The 13,781-nt window shown below is 63.1% G+C and carries 14 protein-coding genes and 1 other RNA gene; 4 read left to right on the plus strand and 11 right to left on the minus strand.

From position 1 onward, the window contains the following. The 9 genes from nikC to ffs form a co-directional block, all read right to left on the minus strand. Positions 1-921, minus strand: a complete 921-nt coding sequence (nikC, locus tag LHFGNBLO_RS05175; protein ID WP_258604925.1) for a nickel transporter permease — start codon at positions 919-921, stop codon at positions 1-3. Then, positions 918-1,985 (minus strand): ABC transporter permease, encoded by a 1,068-nt coding sequence (locus LHFGNBLO_RS05180; protein ID WP_258604926.1) that lies wholly within the window; start codon positions 1,983-1,985, stop codon positions 918-920. The genes nikC and LHFGNBLO_RS05180 overlap by 4 nt, the downstream gene beginning before the upstream one ends. Before the next feature lie 18 nt (positions 1,986-2,003). Next, entirely contained in the window at positions 2,004-3,647 is a 1,644-nt protein-coding gene (locus tag LHFGNBLO_RS05185; protein ID WP_258604928.1) for an ABC transporter substrate-binding protein, read from the minus strand. 256 nt (positions 3,648-3,903) lie between these two features. Continuing rightward, positions 3,904-5,154, minus strand: a complete 1,251-nt coding sequence (locus LHFGNBLO_RS05190) for a lytic murein transglycosylase (RefSeq protein ID WP_258604929.1) — start codon at positions 5,152-5,154, stop codon at positions 3,904-3,906. Between the two features lie 25 nt (positions 5,155-5,179). Continuing rightward, a complete protein-coding gene (gene recR / locus LHFGNBLO_RS05195; protein WP_258604930.1) occupies positions 5,180-5,785 on the minus strand; it encodes a recombination mediator RecR in 606 nt (201 codons plus the stop codon). A gap of 68 nt (positions 5,786-5,853) precedes the next feature. Then, the gene (locus LHFGNBLO_RS05200; protein ID WP_258604932.1) at positions 5,854-6,792 is read right to left on the minus strand and encodes a cell wall hydrolase; all 939 of its coding nucleotides are present in this window, start codon (positions 6,790-6,792) and stop codon (positions 5,854-5,856) included. 216 nt (positions 6,793-7,008) lie between these two features. Then, positions 7,009-7,332 carry a YbaB/EbfC family nucleoid-associated protein gene (locus tag LHFGNBLO_RS05205; protein WP_258604934.1) on the minus strand — a complete coding sequence of 108 codons (324 nt, stop codon included), beginning with the start codon at positions 7,330-7,332 and terminating at the stop codon, positions 7,009-7,011. Positions 7,333-7,360: 28 nt separating this feature from the next. Then, the gene (locus LHFGNBLO_RS05210) at positions 7,361-9,157 is read right to left on the minus strand and encodes a DNA polymerase III subunit gamma/tau (protein WP_258604936.1); all 1,797 of its coding nucleotides are present in this window, start codon (positions 9,155-9,157) and stop codon (positions 7,361-7,363) included. Between the two features lie 99 nt (positions 9,158-9,256). Continuing rightward, positions 9,257-9,353, minus strand: an RNA gene (ffs, locus tag LHFGNBLO_RS05215) — signal recognition particle sRNA small type. Positions 9,354-9,508: 155 nt separating this feature from the next. Between ffs and LHFGNBLO_RS05220 the strand changes: the two genes are divergently transcribed. Genes LHFGNBLO_RS05220 through LHFGNBLO_RS05230 form a run of 3 tightly spaced genes read left to right on the plus strand, consistent with a single transcriptional unit; the run spans position 9,509 to position 11,223 of the window. Continuing rightward, positions 9,509-9,928, plus strand: coding sequence for an HIT domain-containing protein (locus tag LHFGNBLO_RS05220; RefSeq protein WP_258604937.1), 420 nt, complete (start codon positions 9,509-9,511; stop codon positions 9,926-9,928). Between the two features lie 37 nt (positions 9,929-9,965). Then, the gene (gene nudC / locus LHFGNBLO_RS05225) at positions 9,966-10,907 is read left to right on the plus strand and encodes an NAD(+) diphosphatase (RefSeq protein ID WP_258604939.1); all 942 of its coding nucleotides are present in this window, start codon (positions 9,966-9,968) and stop codon (positions 10,905-10,907) included. A gap of 19 nt (positions 10,908-10,926) precedes the next feature. After that, the gene (locus LHFGNBLO_RS05230; RefSeq protein ID WP_258604940.1) at positions 10,927-11,223 is read left to right on the plus strand and encodes a Dabb family protein; all 297 of its coding nucleotides are present in this window, start codon (positions 10,927-10,929) and stop codon (positions 11,221-11,223) included. An 11-nt stretch (positions 11,224-11,234) separates the two neighbouring features. Here the strand turns inward: LHFGNBLO_RS05230 and LHFGNBLO_RS05235 are convergent, their stop codons facing one another. Together LHFGNBLO_RS05235 and LHFGNBLO_RS05240 are read right to left on the minus strand one after the other, a co-directional pair. Further along, positions 11,235-12,098 carry a prephenate dehydratase gene (locus LHFGNBLO_RS05235; RefSeq protein WP_258604941.1) on the minus strand — a complete coding sequence of 288 codons (864 nt, stop codon included), beginning with the start codon at positions 12,096-12,098 and terminating at the stop codon, positions 11,235-11,237. 10 nt (positions 12,099-12,108) lie between these two features. After that, positions 12,109-12,837 (minus strand): 3-deoxy-manno-octulosonate cytidylyltransferase, encoded by a 729-nt coding sequence (locus LHFGNBLO_RS05240; RefSeq protein WP_258604942.1) that lies wholly within the window; start codon positions 12,835-12,837, stop codon positions 12,109-12,111. Positions 12,838-13,030: 193 nt separating this feature from the next. Here LHFGNBLO_RS05240 and LHFGNBLO_RS05245 point away from each other — a divergent pair, with 193 nt between their 5' ends. Further along, positions 13,031-13,723 carry a c-type cytochrome gene (locus LHFGNBLO_RS05245; protein ID WP_258604943.1) on the plus strand — a complete coding sequence of 231 codons (693 nt, stop codon included), beginning with the start codon at positions 13,031-13,033 and terminating at the stop codon, positions 13,721-13,723. Positions 13,724-13,781 lie beyond the last annotated feature (58 nt).

Here is a 13,781-nt window from a genome sequence, read left to right on the forward strand (position 1 = left end):
TCATTGGTCGCCGCTCCGGGGATCGAGCGCGTCGCGCAGGCCGTCGCCAAGCAGGTTGAAACCAAGGCTGACGATGAGGATGGCGACACCCGGCGCGCCGGCCACCCACCATTGGTCGAGCACGAAGCGGCGGCCCGAGGCGATCATCGCGCCCCATTCCGGCAGCGGCGGCTGGGCGCCGAGGCCGAGGAAGCCGAGACCGGCGGCGGTCAGGATGATGCCGGCCATGTCGAGCGTCACCCTGATGATCAGCGACGAGATGCAGAGCGGCATGATGTGGCGCAGCACGATGCGGAACGGCGAGGCGCCCATCAATTGCACCGCCTTGATGTAATCCGAATTGCGCACGGTCAGCGTTTCGGCGCGCGCAATGCGGGCATAGGGCGGCCACGAGGTGATGGCGATGGCGAGCACGGCGTTCTCGATGCCGGGACCGAGGGCGGCAACGAAAGCCAGTGCCAGGATCAGCTTCGGGAAGGCAAGGAAGATGTCGGTGATGCGCATCAGGATCGCATCCGTCCAGCCGCCGGCATAGCCGGCCACCGTGCCGACCAGCAGACCGATCGGGGCGGCGATCACGGCGACGAGGATCACGACATAGAGCGTCCAGCGCGAGCCGAAGATGATGCGCGAAAGGATGTCGCGGCCGAGGTCGTCGGTGCCGAACCAGTGCGCAGCACTTGGCGCCAGCAGCCGTGAGCCCTTCAGGTCGCCGAACGTCGGCGAATAGGGCGCCAGCACATCGGCAAAAGCTGCAACCACCAGCAAGGCGATGATGATGAGCAGGCCGAGAAACGCCAGCCGGTTGGCGGAAAAGCGCCGCCACGCCACATAGGCGCGGCCGAGCCTGGCCTGCATGCGCGAGGCCGGCCGCTCGCTGAGCAGCCAGTCGCGACGGCTTTGGATCACTTCTGCGCTCATCCGATTTTCGTCCTCGGATCGAGCACGCGGTAAAGCAGGTCGGACAAAAGATTGATGCCGATAAAGACCGAGCCGATGGCGATGGTGCCGCCGAGCACGGCATTCATGTCAGCGTTCTGCAGGGAGTTGGTGATGTAGAGGCCGATACCCGGCCACGAAAACACGGTCTCGGTCAGCACCGAGCCTTCGAGCAGGCCGGCATAGGAAAGCGCGATCACGGTGACCATCGGCACAGCGGCGTTGCGCAACGCGTGACCCCAGATGATACGGGTTTCCGACAAGCCCTTGGCGCGCGCAGCGACAATGTATTCTTGGGCGAGTTCGTTGAGCATGAACGAGCGCGTCATGCGGCTGATATAGGCGAGCGAGAAATAGCCGAGCAGCGATGCCGGCAGGATGATGTGGCGAAAGGCATCGCGGAACACGTCCCACTGGCCCTGCAACACCGCATCCAGAAGGTAGAAGCCGGTGATCGGCGTGAAGGTGTATTCGTAGACGACATCGAGGCGGCCGGGAAAAGCCACCCATTGCAGCTTGGCGTAAAACAGCACCAGCGCCAGCAGCCCAAGCCAGAAGATCGGCACTGAGTAGCCGATCAGGCCGATGAGGCGCACGATCTGGTCGATGATGCTGCCGCGCCGGACCGCGGCCAGCACGCCGAGCGGCACGCCGAGCAGCGCACCGATCAGCGTTCCCAGCGTCGCCAGTTCGATCGTCGCCGGAAAGGCGCGGCGAATGTCGGTCATCACTGGGTTGGTGGTCAGCACCGAGGTGCCGAAATCGCCGTTCAGAGCATTTTTCACATAGATATAGAACTGTTCGATCAGCGGCAGGTCGAGACCCATCTCGCGGCGCGTGCGCTCGACGACATTGGTCGGCGCCCGGTCGCCGAGCACCGCCAGCACCGGGTCGATGGGGATAACACGGCCGATGAAGAAGGTCACCGCGAGAAGACCGAGATAGGTCGTTATCGCGATGACCAGGAAGCGGCCGATCGATGATGCGACAGCAGCGGCGCGGGCGCCTCCGCGCCTCGCCGCCACTTCGTTGTCAACCGCGCTCACGCGGCGCGACCGCCGGCATCACTCCTTGGAGACCGGGCCGACGAAGTTGCTGTCGAAGCTCGGGCCGAGCGCGAAGCCCTTGAGGTTCTTGCGCAGGCCAGCCACTTCCAGTTGCTGGTGGATGACGACGAAGGGGCTGGTGTCGAGGATCTTCTTCTCGAGATCCTGGTACATTGCGGCGCGCTTGGCCGAATCCTTCTCGAGCAGGGCCGCTTCCGTCTCCTTCGTCAGGTCCGGAATGTCCCAGGCATTGCGCCAGGCCAGGGTCTTGCTCTTGCCTTCGTCCGAATTGTCCGGGTTCGAGGCAAAGGTCTGGGCGTTGGAGTTGGGATCGAAGTAATCCTGGCCCCACTGGCCGATATAGATATCGTGGTTGCGGGCGCGGTATTTGGTCAGCGTCTGCTTGCCGTCGCCGGGGATGATCTCCAGCTTGATGCCCGCTTGTCCCAGCGTCTGCTGGATCGATTCGGCCATGCCGGTCACCGGCTGGATGCTGCGTACGTCCATGGTCACGCTGAAGCCGTCGGCCAGACCGGCCTTGGCGAGCAGTTCCTTGGCCTTGGCAACGTCGAGCTTGAACGGATTCTCGTCCAACTCGCCGAGCACGCCTTTCGGCAGGAAGGTCTGGTGGATCTCGCCGATGCCCTTGAGGATGGTCGAGCTCAGCGCATCATAGTCGACGAGATATTTGAAGGCCTGGCGAACCTCGGGCTTGGCGAGATTCGGATTCTTCTGGTTGAGGCTGATGTAATAGACCGTACCCTTCGGCGCGCTGGTGGTGGTGAGGTCGGCGTTCTTGGCGATGGCGTCGAGGTCGTTCGGCTCGAGATTGCGGGCAACGTCAATGTCGCCGGCCTCGAGTGCCAGGCGCTGGCCCGAGCTTTCCTTCATGTTGCGATAGATGACGCGGGCAAGCTTGGCCTTTTCGCCAAAATAGTTGTCGTTGCGCTCCAGGACGACAACCTCGTTGGCGCGCCATTCGCGCAGCTTGTAGGCGCCGGAGCCGGCATAGCCGGTTTTCAGCCAGGCATTGCCGAAGTCATTGTCCCATTTGTAGTCGGCGCTCGGCGTCACCGCGGCGACATGTTCCTTGACCAGCTTGGCGTCGACGACCGAAGCGACCGTTGCCGACAGACAATTCAGCACGAAGCTCGGCGCATAGGCCTTGTCGACGGTGAACTGAAAGGTCGTGTCGTCCACGGCCTTGGCCTTGTCGGCGACGTTGTCGCCGCTGATGCCGAACTGACTGATGATGAAGGCCGGGCTCTTGTCGAGCTTGACGGCGCGCTCGAACGAGTAGGCGACGTCCGCCGCAGTGATCGGATTGCCGGAGGCGAATTTCAGGCCGGGCTTGAGCTTGAAAGTGTAGACCAAGCCATCGTCGGACACGCTCCAGCTTTCGGCAAGGTCGCCCTTGACCTTGGACGTGTCGCTGAGATCGAGGCGAACGAGAAGGTCATAAGTGTTGCCGGTGACTTCCGCCGTCGACAGCTCGAACGCCTCGCCCGGATCCATGGAGATGATGTCATCGATCGCAAAACCTTCGACCAGCGTGTCGGCAGGCGTCACGGCAAAGGCAGGCGCGACGGCCAGAAGCAGCGCGGACATGGCCGCGCCGGCGAGCAAGGTGCGGGAGCGAAGAGCAAATTTTTCCATCATCATGGTGATTGTTCCCTGTTTTTGTTGGTCCCCGAGTTCCCGGCTCAGGGCTGAAACGTTCTGTTGCCAGGCCGAACGATGGCCCCCGGATCCGTTGTCGTGGCGATTTTTGTCCAGTTGGTCCACACCTTATCCGGCGATTTCAAGCGCGGCAACGAGCATTCGCAAGGCGGTCGATTGGGCCAGATCGGCTGCCATGATGGGCCGGAGACGACGGCTAGCGGCTGTCGCCGATCGAGAAAATGGGCTGATATTGCAATTACTTCACCGCCGCGACCAGATCGGCATCGGGAAAACATGTGGCGGCGCGGCCATTCTTGACCTGCCACTTGCCGATCGAGCGGCGCGTCTTGAAACCGGGCAAGCCGTCGGCGCTGCCGACATCGTAGCCCTCGACCTCCAGCGCCCGCTGCAAAGCGGCGATATCGGACCGGTGGAGTCCGCCGACCGCACCCCAGCTGCCGACAAAATTGCTGTCGCCGTGAGCGATGCGGTCAGCACCATGGCCGATGAACAAGGCGTAGAGATCGGAAGTATTGTATTCCTTCAGCACGTAGAAATTAGGCGTGGCGATGAAGGCTGGACCGCTGCGTCCGGCCGGCATCAGCAGGAAACCTTCGGCCTTCAATTCGCTTGCCGGGAACGGTTTCGCGCCGACGCGCTTGACGCCCATCGCCGCCCATTCGGAGATCTTTTTGCCCTGATCGGGGCCCTCGAGCGAGCAGGAGACGCTCTCCGGAACCGTCACCTCGAAACCCCAGCCGCGACCTTTCACCCAGCCATAGTGGACGAGATAGTTGGCGATCGAGGCCAGCGTATCCGGGGTCGAATTCCAGATGTCGGCCCGGCCGTCGCCGTCGAAATCTGCGGCATGTTTCAGAAACGACGTCGGCATGAATTGCGGCTGGCCGAGCGCGCCTGCCCAGGATGATTTCATCGCGCCGACCGGGGCCAGCCCGCGCTCGACGATCTTGAGCGCCGCCAGCAATTCGGTGCGAAAGAAGTCCTTTTTCGTCGACATGAACGCCTTGGTGCCCAGCACCTGGAAGGCGTCGTAGGGCATTCTTGCCGCGCCAAAGCCGGTCTCGCGGCCCCAGATCGCCAGCAGCACCTCGCCCGGCACGCCATAGCGCTTCTCGATCGCGGCCAGCGTCCTGGCGTTTGCCGCCTCGCGCGTCCGGCCGCCAGCGCTGACGGCGCGCACCGTCTTTTCAGCGAAATAGGCGCCGGGCGAACCGAATTCCGCCTGATGCTGCTTCTGCGGCGTGGTCGCCTTCTTGCCCGGCATCACCAGGTCCGGCAGCTTGAGGTTCGGATTCACGCCGTCGAAGGCAGCATCGAAGGTCTTTTGGGAGATGCCCCTGGCCTTGGCTTCCGGCCAGAGGTCGCTCTGCAGCCAGGCGCGGAACTGGTCGTCGATTTTTGCAGCGGAGGCGGGAGCCGCAAAGATCACCGCCGCAAAAGCGAGACAGAAAAAAACAAAGGCCGATTTCCAAGAAGCAGGCTTCATTCGCATTCCCTGCCCGCCAATTGCGTCAAAACGCCGTCCGCGACCGAAGTGCGGCGGCCAGCGTGCCTTCGTCGAGATAGTCGAGCTCACCGCCGACCGGCACGCCATGCGCCAGCCGTGTCACCTTGATCTCGAAACCGGAGAGCTGGTCGGTGAGATAATGCGCCGTGGTCTGGCCCTCGACAGTGGCGTTGACGGCGAGGATGACCTCCTTCACCTCGCCGCCTGCGACGCGGTCGACCAGCGAGCGGATGTTGAGCTGTTCGGGACCGATGCCGTCGAGCGGCGAGAGCGTGCCGCCGAGTACATGGTAGCGCACGTTCATGGCGGCCGCCCGCTCCAGCGCCCACAGGTCGGAGACATCCTCGACGACGATGAGCGTGGCGGCATCACGGCGCGGGTCGGTGCAGATCATGCAAGGGTCCGATGTATCGACATTGCCGCAGGTCGAGCAGATGCGCACCTTTTCGACCGCCTCGCTCATGGCGGCGGCCAGCGGCGACAGCAACTGCTCCTTCTTCTTGATGAGATGCAAGGCGGCGCGCCGGGCCGAGCGGGGCCCGAGGCCCGGCACCTTGGCCAGGAGCTGGATCAGGCGTTCGATCTCGGGACCGGCGATTCGCTTGGACATCGCATCGGTTTAGGATTTTTCGACGCGCTTTGGAACAGCCCGTCCGGATGCGCCTAGAGCGCCGCCGCCTAGTATGCTTCCAGCGGACGGGTCTGGCCGGCGATCATCGCGCCGATGGCGTCGGTGTTCTCCGGCGTCGATTCAAATGCCATCGCTGCTTGCTGCGGCTCGGCCGGGAACGAGGTGATGACCTGCGGCTGCGCGGGTCCACCGAAACGGGCGGCATCCGGCTCCTGCATGGGCTCCTGCATCGCCACCACTGTCGTCTTGATGGGTGCCCGCTTCTCAGCTGTGACGCGGGTGGATTTTGCAGGCTGCGCCACCGCGGCAGTGACATAGGTAGCCTGCACAGGGGCTGTCTTGATGGCCGTCGACTTGACGCCGGGCAAAGCTTCCGCGGAAGCCACAAGCGTTACCGGCGCGGCGGGCTCTGATGATCGAGGCGTCGCAGAGGCAACCATGGTCGTCGGCTCGTCCGGCAGCGGCTTCCAGTTGCGGCCGCGCTTTTCGTAGAAGGCATTACCGCCGGCCACCATGGTGTAGTGCATGTTCTTGTAAGGGAAGCGCAGGCCTGCGGTGTGGAAGAACATCGTGTCCTTCAGCTTGGCCTTGCGCTCGCCCTTGAGCACCGCCTCGGCGGCTTCCTCGACATCGGGCATCGCCTTGGAGTTCATCGGCCGCGTCATCACGCCGGGTGCGAACTGGCCCTTCTCGCTCACCACCTGGCAGATGGTGCTGCCGTGCTGCCCGGAGCGCAGCCGGTTCATGACCACGGTGCCGACTGCGATCATGCCGTCACGGCTCGACCGGTTGGACTCGAAGAACATCGCCCGCTCCAGGCACTCCTTGTCCTTCGCCGTGTGACGGGAACTCAGGAAGCTTGGCGTGATGGCGTCGGTCACGCTGGCAACCGACATGCCGTGCGTGGTCTGACTGCAACCGGCCAGAAACAGGGGAGAGGTGACGATGCCGAGCAGCAGCGGCGTCTTCCATCGCGTCGCGATCAACAATAATGCCTCATTTCCAGATGCCAGCCCGCCCCGAGATGTGGCAAGAATGAGACTCTTAGCGGCAAAAAGATGGCTAAAGGATTAGCATTCGTGCAGTGTAGGTAAAACTTTATGAATGATCGGAAATGGCAGCGTGAACAGAGCCGGGGAAAGTCTTAACAACAGCCCCGGCGTCCAATTTCAGTTCATAATCAATTAACTGTTGGAGCAGGCTCAGAACGGCAGTTTCATTCCCGGTGGGATCGGCAAGCCTGCCGTCAGCGCCTTGGTCTTCTCCTGCATGATCTGCTCGACCTTATTTTTGGCATCATTGTGAGCGGCCAGAAGCAGGTCTTCCAGAATCTCGACTTCGTCCTCCTTGAATAGGGACGGGTCGATCTTCAGCGATTTCATCTCGAACTTGCCGGTCAGCGTCACGACGACCAGACCACCACCGGCCACGCCGGTGGCTTCCAGCGTGGCGATCTCGTCCTGCATGGCCTGAAACTTGGCCTGCATTTCCTTCGCCTTGCCCATCAGGCCGAGAAGATCTTTCATGGTCCGATCCTTTGCAGAGTCTTGGTTGTCAGGTCTCGTCGTCGTCCGCGACCGGCTCGACCGGCAAATCGGCCTCGACCGAATCGGCTTCCGGCGCGTCGGGAATGCGTACGTCGATGATCTTGGCGCCGGGAAAGCGCGCCAGGATTGCGGCGACGGTCGGGTCGCTTTTGGCGTCCAGGAAGGCGGTCTCGCGCTTGGTCGATTCCATTTCGGCCAGCGTCTGACCGCCCGTCTCCTTCGACAGCGACACCAGCCAGCTACGCCCCGTCCAGGCGCGCAGCTTGGCGGTCAGATCGTTGAGCAGCATCTTCGGCGCATCGTCGGTCAGGCTGACGTCGATGCGGCCGGGCTCGATGCGCACCAGGCGCATGCAGCGCTTCACCAGCACCTTGAAGGCCATGTCGCGCTGGGCGTCGGCAAGGGCGGCGATATCGGCCAGCGACTTCAGCGGCACTGACGGGGCCTCGACGGCCGGTTCCGGCGGCGCGACAAAGGCAGCGGGCATCGGTTCGGCTTCGACCAGCCGCATCGTCTGTGCGCCACCACCGGTCGTCGGCATCCGTGTCTGCGCCACCGCGCTGGCGCTGCCGCCGGTGCTTGACGGCGCACCGTTCGGGCGTGGCGCGCTACCCGGTACCGGCACTGCGCCCTCCAGCGATCTCAGCGCTTCGTCGAGGGTCGGCAGGTCGGCGGCATGCGCCAGCCGGATCAGCACCATTTCGCCGGCGCTGACCGGCCGGTTGGACGACTGAACCTCGGGGATGCCCTTCAACAGCATCTGCCACGTCCGCGACAGCACCCTGACCGACAGCGTCCTGGCGAAGTCGGCGCCGCGCTGCCGCTCGTCCTCTGACAGCAAGGCGTCGTCGATGGCCGAGGGCGCGAAACGCAGGCGGGTGACGAGGTGGTTGAACTCGGCAAGGTCGGTCAGCACCGCGGCCGGATCGGCGCCTGTGTCATACTGGCTGCGGAATTCGGCCAGTGCCGCCGCCACATCGCCCTTCATCACATGCTCGAACAGGTCGACGATGCGGGCGCGGTCGGCAAGCCCGAGCATGGCGCGCACCGCTTCGGCCGTCACCGCTCGGCCGCCATGGGCAATCGCCTGGTCGAAAATCGACTGCGCATCGCGCATCGACCCTTCTGCCGCCCGGGCAATCATCGCCAGCGCGTCGCTTTCGACCTCGATGCCTTCCAGACCCGCTATCCTAGCAAGGTCGGCTTTCATCATTGCCGTATCGATCCGCCTCAGGTCGAAGCGCTGGCAACGTGAAAGGACGGTGATTGGCACCTTGCGGATTTCGGTGGTGGCGAAGATGAATTTGACGTGCGGCGGCGGCTCTTCCAGCGTCTTCAGCAGGCCGTTGAAGGCCTGGGTGGAGAGCATGTGCACTTCGTCGATGATGTAGACCTTGTAGCGCGCCGACACCGGCGCGTAGCGCACGCGCTCGATGATGTCCCGGATATCGTCGATGCCGGTGTGCGATGCAGCATCCATCTCGATGACATCGACATGGCGGCCTTCCATGATCGCCTGGCAATGTTCACCCAGCACGGCAAGGTCGACTGAAGGCTGGTCGATGGTGGCGGTTTTATAATTCAGCGCCCGCGCGAGAATGCGCGCCGTCGTCGTCTTGCCGACACCGCGCACGCCGGTCAGCATCCAGGCCTGGGCGATGCGGCCGGTGGCAAAGGCATTGGTCAACGTGCGGACCATCGGCTCCTGGCCGATCAGCTCGGAGAAATTCGAAGGACGGTATTTGCGCGCCAAAACGCGATAGGCACCGGCCTTGTCCGTCCCCAAATTTCCGGCTTCGCTCATTCGCCAGTAAAGCTCCAAGGACCGCGGGCGGCCGATTCCTGCGCATAGTTTCGCCCGCACGGCTTGGCGCCGTCAACGTCGCGGGAGAAAGGCGAAGAGGCGGGAGGCTGGAACAATGACCCGTTCCGGGCTCGTTAGGGCTGCTTCCTTCCGGACCTGACCCGGTTGGCGAGTGGATCGTCCACCACCAACCTCCCGCTTTCCATATCGGCAATTCGGCAATGAAATGCAAGTGCGGACGAGAATCTACGCCGCAAGCCCCGACCTATCAATGATTCGCTTGCAGGCCTGTTGCAGCCGCTCTAGCGTTCGAAGTTTGAGAAAAACACGACAAAAGCGAGGAAAACGCCGATGTTGCCGGGCCTCAAGGCCGGATTCACGCTCGACTCCAGGCTGGAGGCGGACAGCGAGCAGTTGATGTGGCTCGGGCTGTGCGAATTGCGCGTGATGAACGACCGCCGCTGGCCGTGGCTGGTTCTGGTGCCGCAGCGGCCGGGCGCGGAGGAAATCCACGATATGACGCCGCTCGACCAGGCGATGCTGACCTTCGAGACCAACATGGTGGCGCAAGGGCTGAAGAAAGCGACCGGCTGCACCAAGATCAACACCGGCGCGCTCGGCAACATCGTGCGCCAGTTGCATGTCCATGTCATTGCCCGCTCTGAAGGCGATCCCGGCTGGCCGGGGCCGGTGTGGGGTCACGGCATGCGCGAGCCCTACCAGCGCTCAGACCTCCGTCGGTTTGCGCAACAGATAAAGGCGGCGCTATAAGCCTCTCCCGTGTCCATTCCCGAGCTTTGAGTCTCCCATGAGCTTCCGCCTGTTTGACGCGCCCTTGCGCGAGCCGAGTCAATTCGTCGGCTTTGCCGGCAACACGATCGACCGGCAATCCGAGAACCGCGCCGACGACTCCGTCGAAAAGGCGCTCGCCGATCCCTCGGCTAGGTTTTTGCTGATGCATGGCGGCCGGCTTTATCTAAAGCTCAGGGATAGCGGCTTCGAGCCATGGTTCAATGTGGCCGAGAGCCAGCCACTCCAGGCGGCGCTCGACGATGGCGTCCTGCTCGGGTTTTCCGAAAGCGGCCCGGTGCTGGCTGTTCCTGCCGGCGTCGAGCCCGAGCAGCTTCCTGAAACCATCAAGGCCATCGATTATCGCTCGGTCTATATGCAGGGGCTAATCGACGAAACGGCTGTCGGCGCCCTGGCGCAAGGGGCGGCACTGCTCGCCTGGCATGTCAGCCATCGTTTCTGCAGCAAATGCGGCAATGAATCCGAAATGAAGGCAGGGGGCTACAAGCGCCATTGCCCGGCCTGCAACACCGAGCATTTTCCGCGTACCGACCCGGTGGCGATCATGCTGACGGCGACGCCGGAAAAATGCCTGCTTGGCCGCGGTCGGCATTTTGGGCCGGGCATGTATTCGGCGCTTGCCGGTTTCATCGAGCCGGGCGAGACGATCGAGGCGGCGGTGCGTCGCGAAACGCTGGAGGAGGCCGGCATCCGGCTTGGCCGCGTCGTCTACCACGCCAGTCAGCCCTGGCCGTTCCCCTATTCGCTGATGATCGGCTGCTTCGGCGAGCCGCTCAACGACGACATCCAGGCCGACCTCAACGAGTTGGAGGACTGCCGCTGGTTTTTCCGAGACGAGGTGCGCTCGATGCTGGATAGGACGCACCCGGATAATCTGGTCACGCCGCCGAAAGGGGCGATTGCCCATCACCTCATCCGCGCTTGGGTCGACAGCGTGTAACGACACAGGGAGAGAAAAAATGATCCGTCACACGGTGGTGTTCAGGTTGAAGCACAAGGAGAATTCGGCCGAGGAGAAAAAATTCCTCGCCGACGCAAAACGAATTCTTGCGCCGATCCCCGGCGTCGAGAAATTCGAGCAATTGCGGCAGGTCAGCCCGAAGAATGATTATCGCTTCGGCTTCTCGTTCGAATTTGCCGATCAGGCCGCCTACTCAGCCTACAACGACCATCCCGACCACGTCGCTTTCGTCCGCGACCGCTGGCTTCAAGAAGTCGAGACGTTTCTCGAAATCGACTACGTGCCGCTGGGCTAGCGGGTTGTGCGCTAGTCAGCCACTTTCCACTCTTCACGCGAATTGGCGGCCGGATAGACGCCGAGAATCCGCATTTCGCGCGAGAAGAAGCGAAGCTCCTCGAGCGCCAGCTTCACCAGCGGATCGTCGGGGTGGCCCTCGATATCGGCATAAAACAGCGTCGCCGTGAAGGCACCCAGCTGATAGCTCTCCAGCTTGGTCATGTTGATGCCGTTGGTGGCGAAACCGCCCATCGCCTTGTAGAGCGCTGCCGGCACGTTGCGGACGCGAAAGATGAATGTCGTCATCATCTTCGTGTCGGCCGACGGACGCTCTGCCCATTGCTTGTTCCGGGTCAGCACGACGAAGCGGGTGACGTTGCTGTCGGTGTCCTCGACATTCTCCTCGATGATGTCGAGCCCGTAGAGCGTCGAGGCGAGCGCCGGCGCAAGTGCGGCCATGGTGCGGTCCTTCATGGCGGCAACCAGCTTGGCCGCACCCGCCGTGTCGCCGGCAACCGTCGCCTTCCAGCCGTTCTTGCGGATGTATTTGCGGCATTGGCCCAGCGCATGGATGTGGCTGTGCACGGTCTTGATCTCGTCGCGCTTCACGCCCGGCAAGACCATCAGCTGGAAATGGATCGGCAGGAAATATTCGCCGACGATGTGCAGCTTCGATTCCGGCAACAAATGATGAATGTCGGCGACGCGCCCGGCGATCGTGTTCTCGATCGGAATCATGGCGAGGTCGGCCTTGCCGGTCTCGACCGCGTTGAAGGCATCCTCGAAGGTCGGGCACGGCAACGGCTCCATGTCAGGAAACATGTTGCGGGAGGCGGTGTCGGAATTGGCGCCCGGCTCGCCCTGGAAGGATATTCTGTTGGTCTTTTCAGGCATGCCAAATATCTCAGGTTGAAAGGATTGTTCGAGCGCGTTCGAGGTCTTCCGGCGTGTCGACGCCGAGCGGCACGGATTGGACGATTTCGGCGTCGATGCGCATGCCGGCTTCCAGCGCCCGCAACTGCTCCAGCCGCTCGCGCTGTTCCAGCGGCGACGGCTTCAGCGCGACGAAGCGCTCGAGCGCTTCGCGGCGATAGGCATAGAGGCCGATGTGGTGATAGAGCGGTCCCTCCCCCCAGGGTGCCGTGGCGCGGGTGAAATAGAGTGCCCTGAGCCGCGTCGCCGACATTGGCGAACCGACGATCTTGACGACATTGGGATTGGTCTTTTCCTCGTCGCGGACGATCTCGACGCCGAGCGTGGCGATGTCCACCGCCGCGTCCTCGAAAGGTTTCAGCGCAGCATTGATGATGCCGGGTTCGATGGTCGGCAGATCGCCTTGCACATTGACGATGGTTTCGACCTTGCTCCCAGGGTCGAGCGCGGTCAGCGCCTCGAAGATGCGGTCAGAGCCCGATTGGTGGTCGCTCCGCGTCATCAGCGCCTCGAAACCATGCGCGCGCACCGCTTGCGCCACGCTCTGCGCATCGGTGGCGACCACCACCCGGCCGAGCCCGGCCTCGGCGGCGCGGCGGGCGACATGGACAATCATCGGGACGCCGGCAATGTCGGCCAGCGGCTTGCCCGGCAGGCGGGTCGAGGCCATGCGGGCCGGGATGAGGATCAGCGTGGACATCGGGACTGCGAAGCGTTGGAAAAGAGGATGGGGAAAGTGGCAAAAGGTCTCACTGGAAGCGCCCTTATAGGTGTTGCAACGCCCAAGCAAAAGACCTAGTTTCCGCCCGATTTGACCGGCTCCAAAGGGTGGGTCACGATACCGACGGACGGAGTGGACGGATCGGTCCGCCGGAAAAGGGAGCCTGGGGCGTATGGACTCTTTCGAAATCAACAAGCTGATCGGCGGGCTGCTCGGAACCTGTTTCGTCGTCTTCTCGGTCGGCATTGTATCCGATGCGCTGTTCGCCTCGCCCGCGCCGGAAAAGCCCGGCTTCGCCATCGAGGCAACCGAGCCCGCGGAAGGCGGCCCGGCCGCTCCCGCCGCCGAGGCCAAGCCGATCGCCGAGCTGCTGGCCACCGCCGATGCCGAAGCGGGTGCTGCCGTGTTCAAGAAATGCCAGGCCTGCCATTCCGGCGAAAAGGGCGGTCCGAACAAGGTCGGCCCTGACCTGTGGGACCTGATCGATCGTCCGGTGGCCGAGCATCAGGGCTTCGCCTATTCGGCCGGCATGAAGGAATTTTCCAAGGGCGGCACCGAGAAGTGGACCTATGACAACCTCAACCACTTCATCGCCTCACCGAAGAAGCTCGTGAAGGGCACGGCGATGGGCTTCGCCGGCCTACCGAAGGACGAGGACCGCGCCAACGTCATCGCCTATCTGCGTACGCTGTCGGACAGCCCGAAGCCGCTGCCGACACCAGGTGCAGCAGCCGACGCAACGGCGCCGGCCAAGCCTGCAGAAGGTGCGGCAGCACCTGCGCCAGCCGCTCCGGCCAAGCCAGCCGAGGGTGCAGCGCCAGCGGCGCCCGCCCCTGCTGCGCCCGCTCCCGCGCCGGCCCAATGACGAAATTGTAATGCACGTATCCTTGAAAAAGCCGGGTTCAGCCCGGCTTTTTTCTTAG

This window comes from Mesorhizobium sp. AR10, from assembly GCF_024746795.1.
In the GTDB taxonomy this organism is placed as follows: domain Bacteria; phylum Pseudomonadota; class Alphaproteobacteria; order Rhizobiales; family Rhizobiaceae; genus Mesorhizobium.

Excerpts from the sequence above, each read along its gene's own strand:
- nikC (WP_258604925.1), bottom strand. The coding sequence starts at position 921 with ATGAGCGCAGAAGTGATCCAAAGCCGTCGCGACTGGCTGCTCAGCGAG.
- LHFGNBLO_RS05185 (WP_258604928.1), bottom strand. The coding sequence starts at position 3,647 with ATGATGATGGAAAAATTTGCTCTTCGCTCCCGCACCTTGCTCGCCGGC.
- LHFGNBLO_RS05190 (WP_258604929.1), bottom strand. The coding sequence starts at position 5,154 with ATGAAGCCTGCTTCTTGGAAATCGGCCTTTGTTTTTTTCTGTCTCGCT.
- recR (WP_258604930.1), bottom strand. The coding sequence starts at position 5,785 with ATGTCCAAGCGAATCGCCGGTCCCGAGATCGAACGCCTGATCCAGCTC.
- LHFGNBLO_RS05205 (WP_258604934.1), bottom strand. The coding sequence starts at position 7,332 with ATGAAAGATCTTCTCGGCCTGATGGGCAAGGCGAAGGAAATGCAGGCC.
- LHFGNBLO_RS05210 (WP_258604936.1), bottom strand. The coding sequence starts at position 9,157 with ATGAGCGAAGCCGGAAATTTGGGGACGGACAAGGCCGGTGCCTATCGC.
- LHFGNBLO_RS05220 (WP_258604937.1), top strand. The coding sequence starts at position 9,509 with ATGTTGCCGGGCCTCAAGGCCGGATTCACGCTCGACTCCAGGCTGGAG.
- nudC (WP_258604939.1), top strand. The coding sequence starts at position 9,966 with ATGAGCTTCCGCCTGTTTGACGCGCCCTTGCGCGAGCCGAGTCAATTC.
- LHFGNBLO_RS05230 (WP_258604940.1), top strand. The coding sequence starts at position 10,927 with ATGATCCGTCACACGGTGGTGTTCAGGTTGAAGCACAAGGAGAATTCG.
- LHFGNBLO_RS05235 (WP_258604941.1), bottom strand. The coding sequence starts at position 12,098 with ATGCCTGAAAAGACCAACAGAATATCCTTCCAGGGCGAGCCGGGCGCC.
- LHFGNBLO_RS05240 (WP_258604942.1), bottom strand. The coding sequence starts at position 12,837 with ATGTCCACGCTGATCCTCATCCCGGCCCGCATGGCCTCGACCCGCCTG.
- LHFGNBLO_RS05245 (WP_258604943.1), top strand. The coding sequence starts at position 13,031 with ATGGACTCTTTCGAAATCAACAAGCTGATCGGCGGGCTGCTCGGAACC.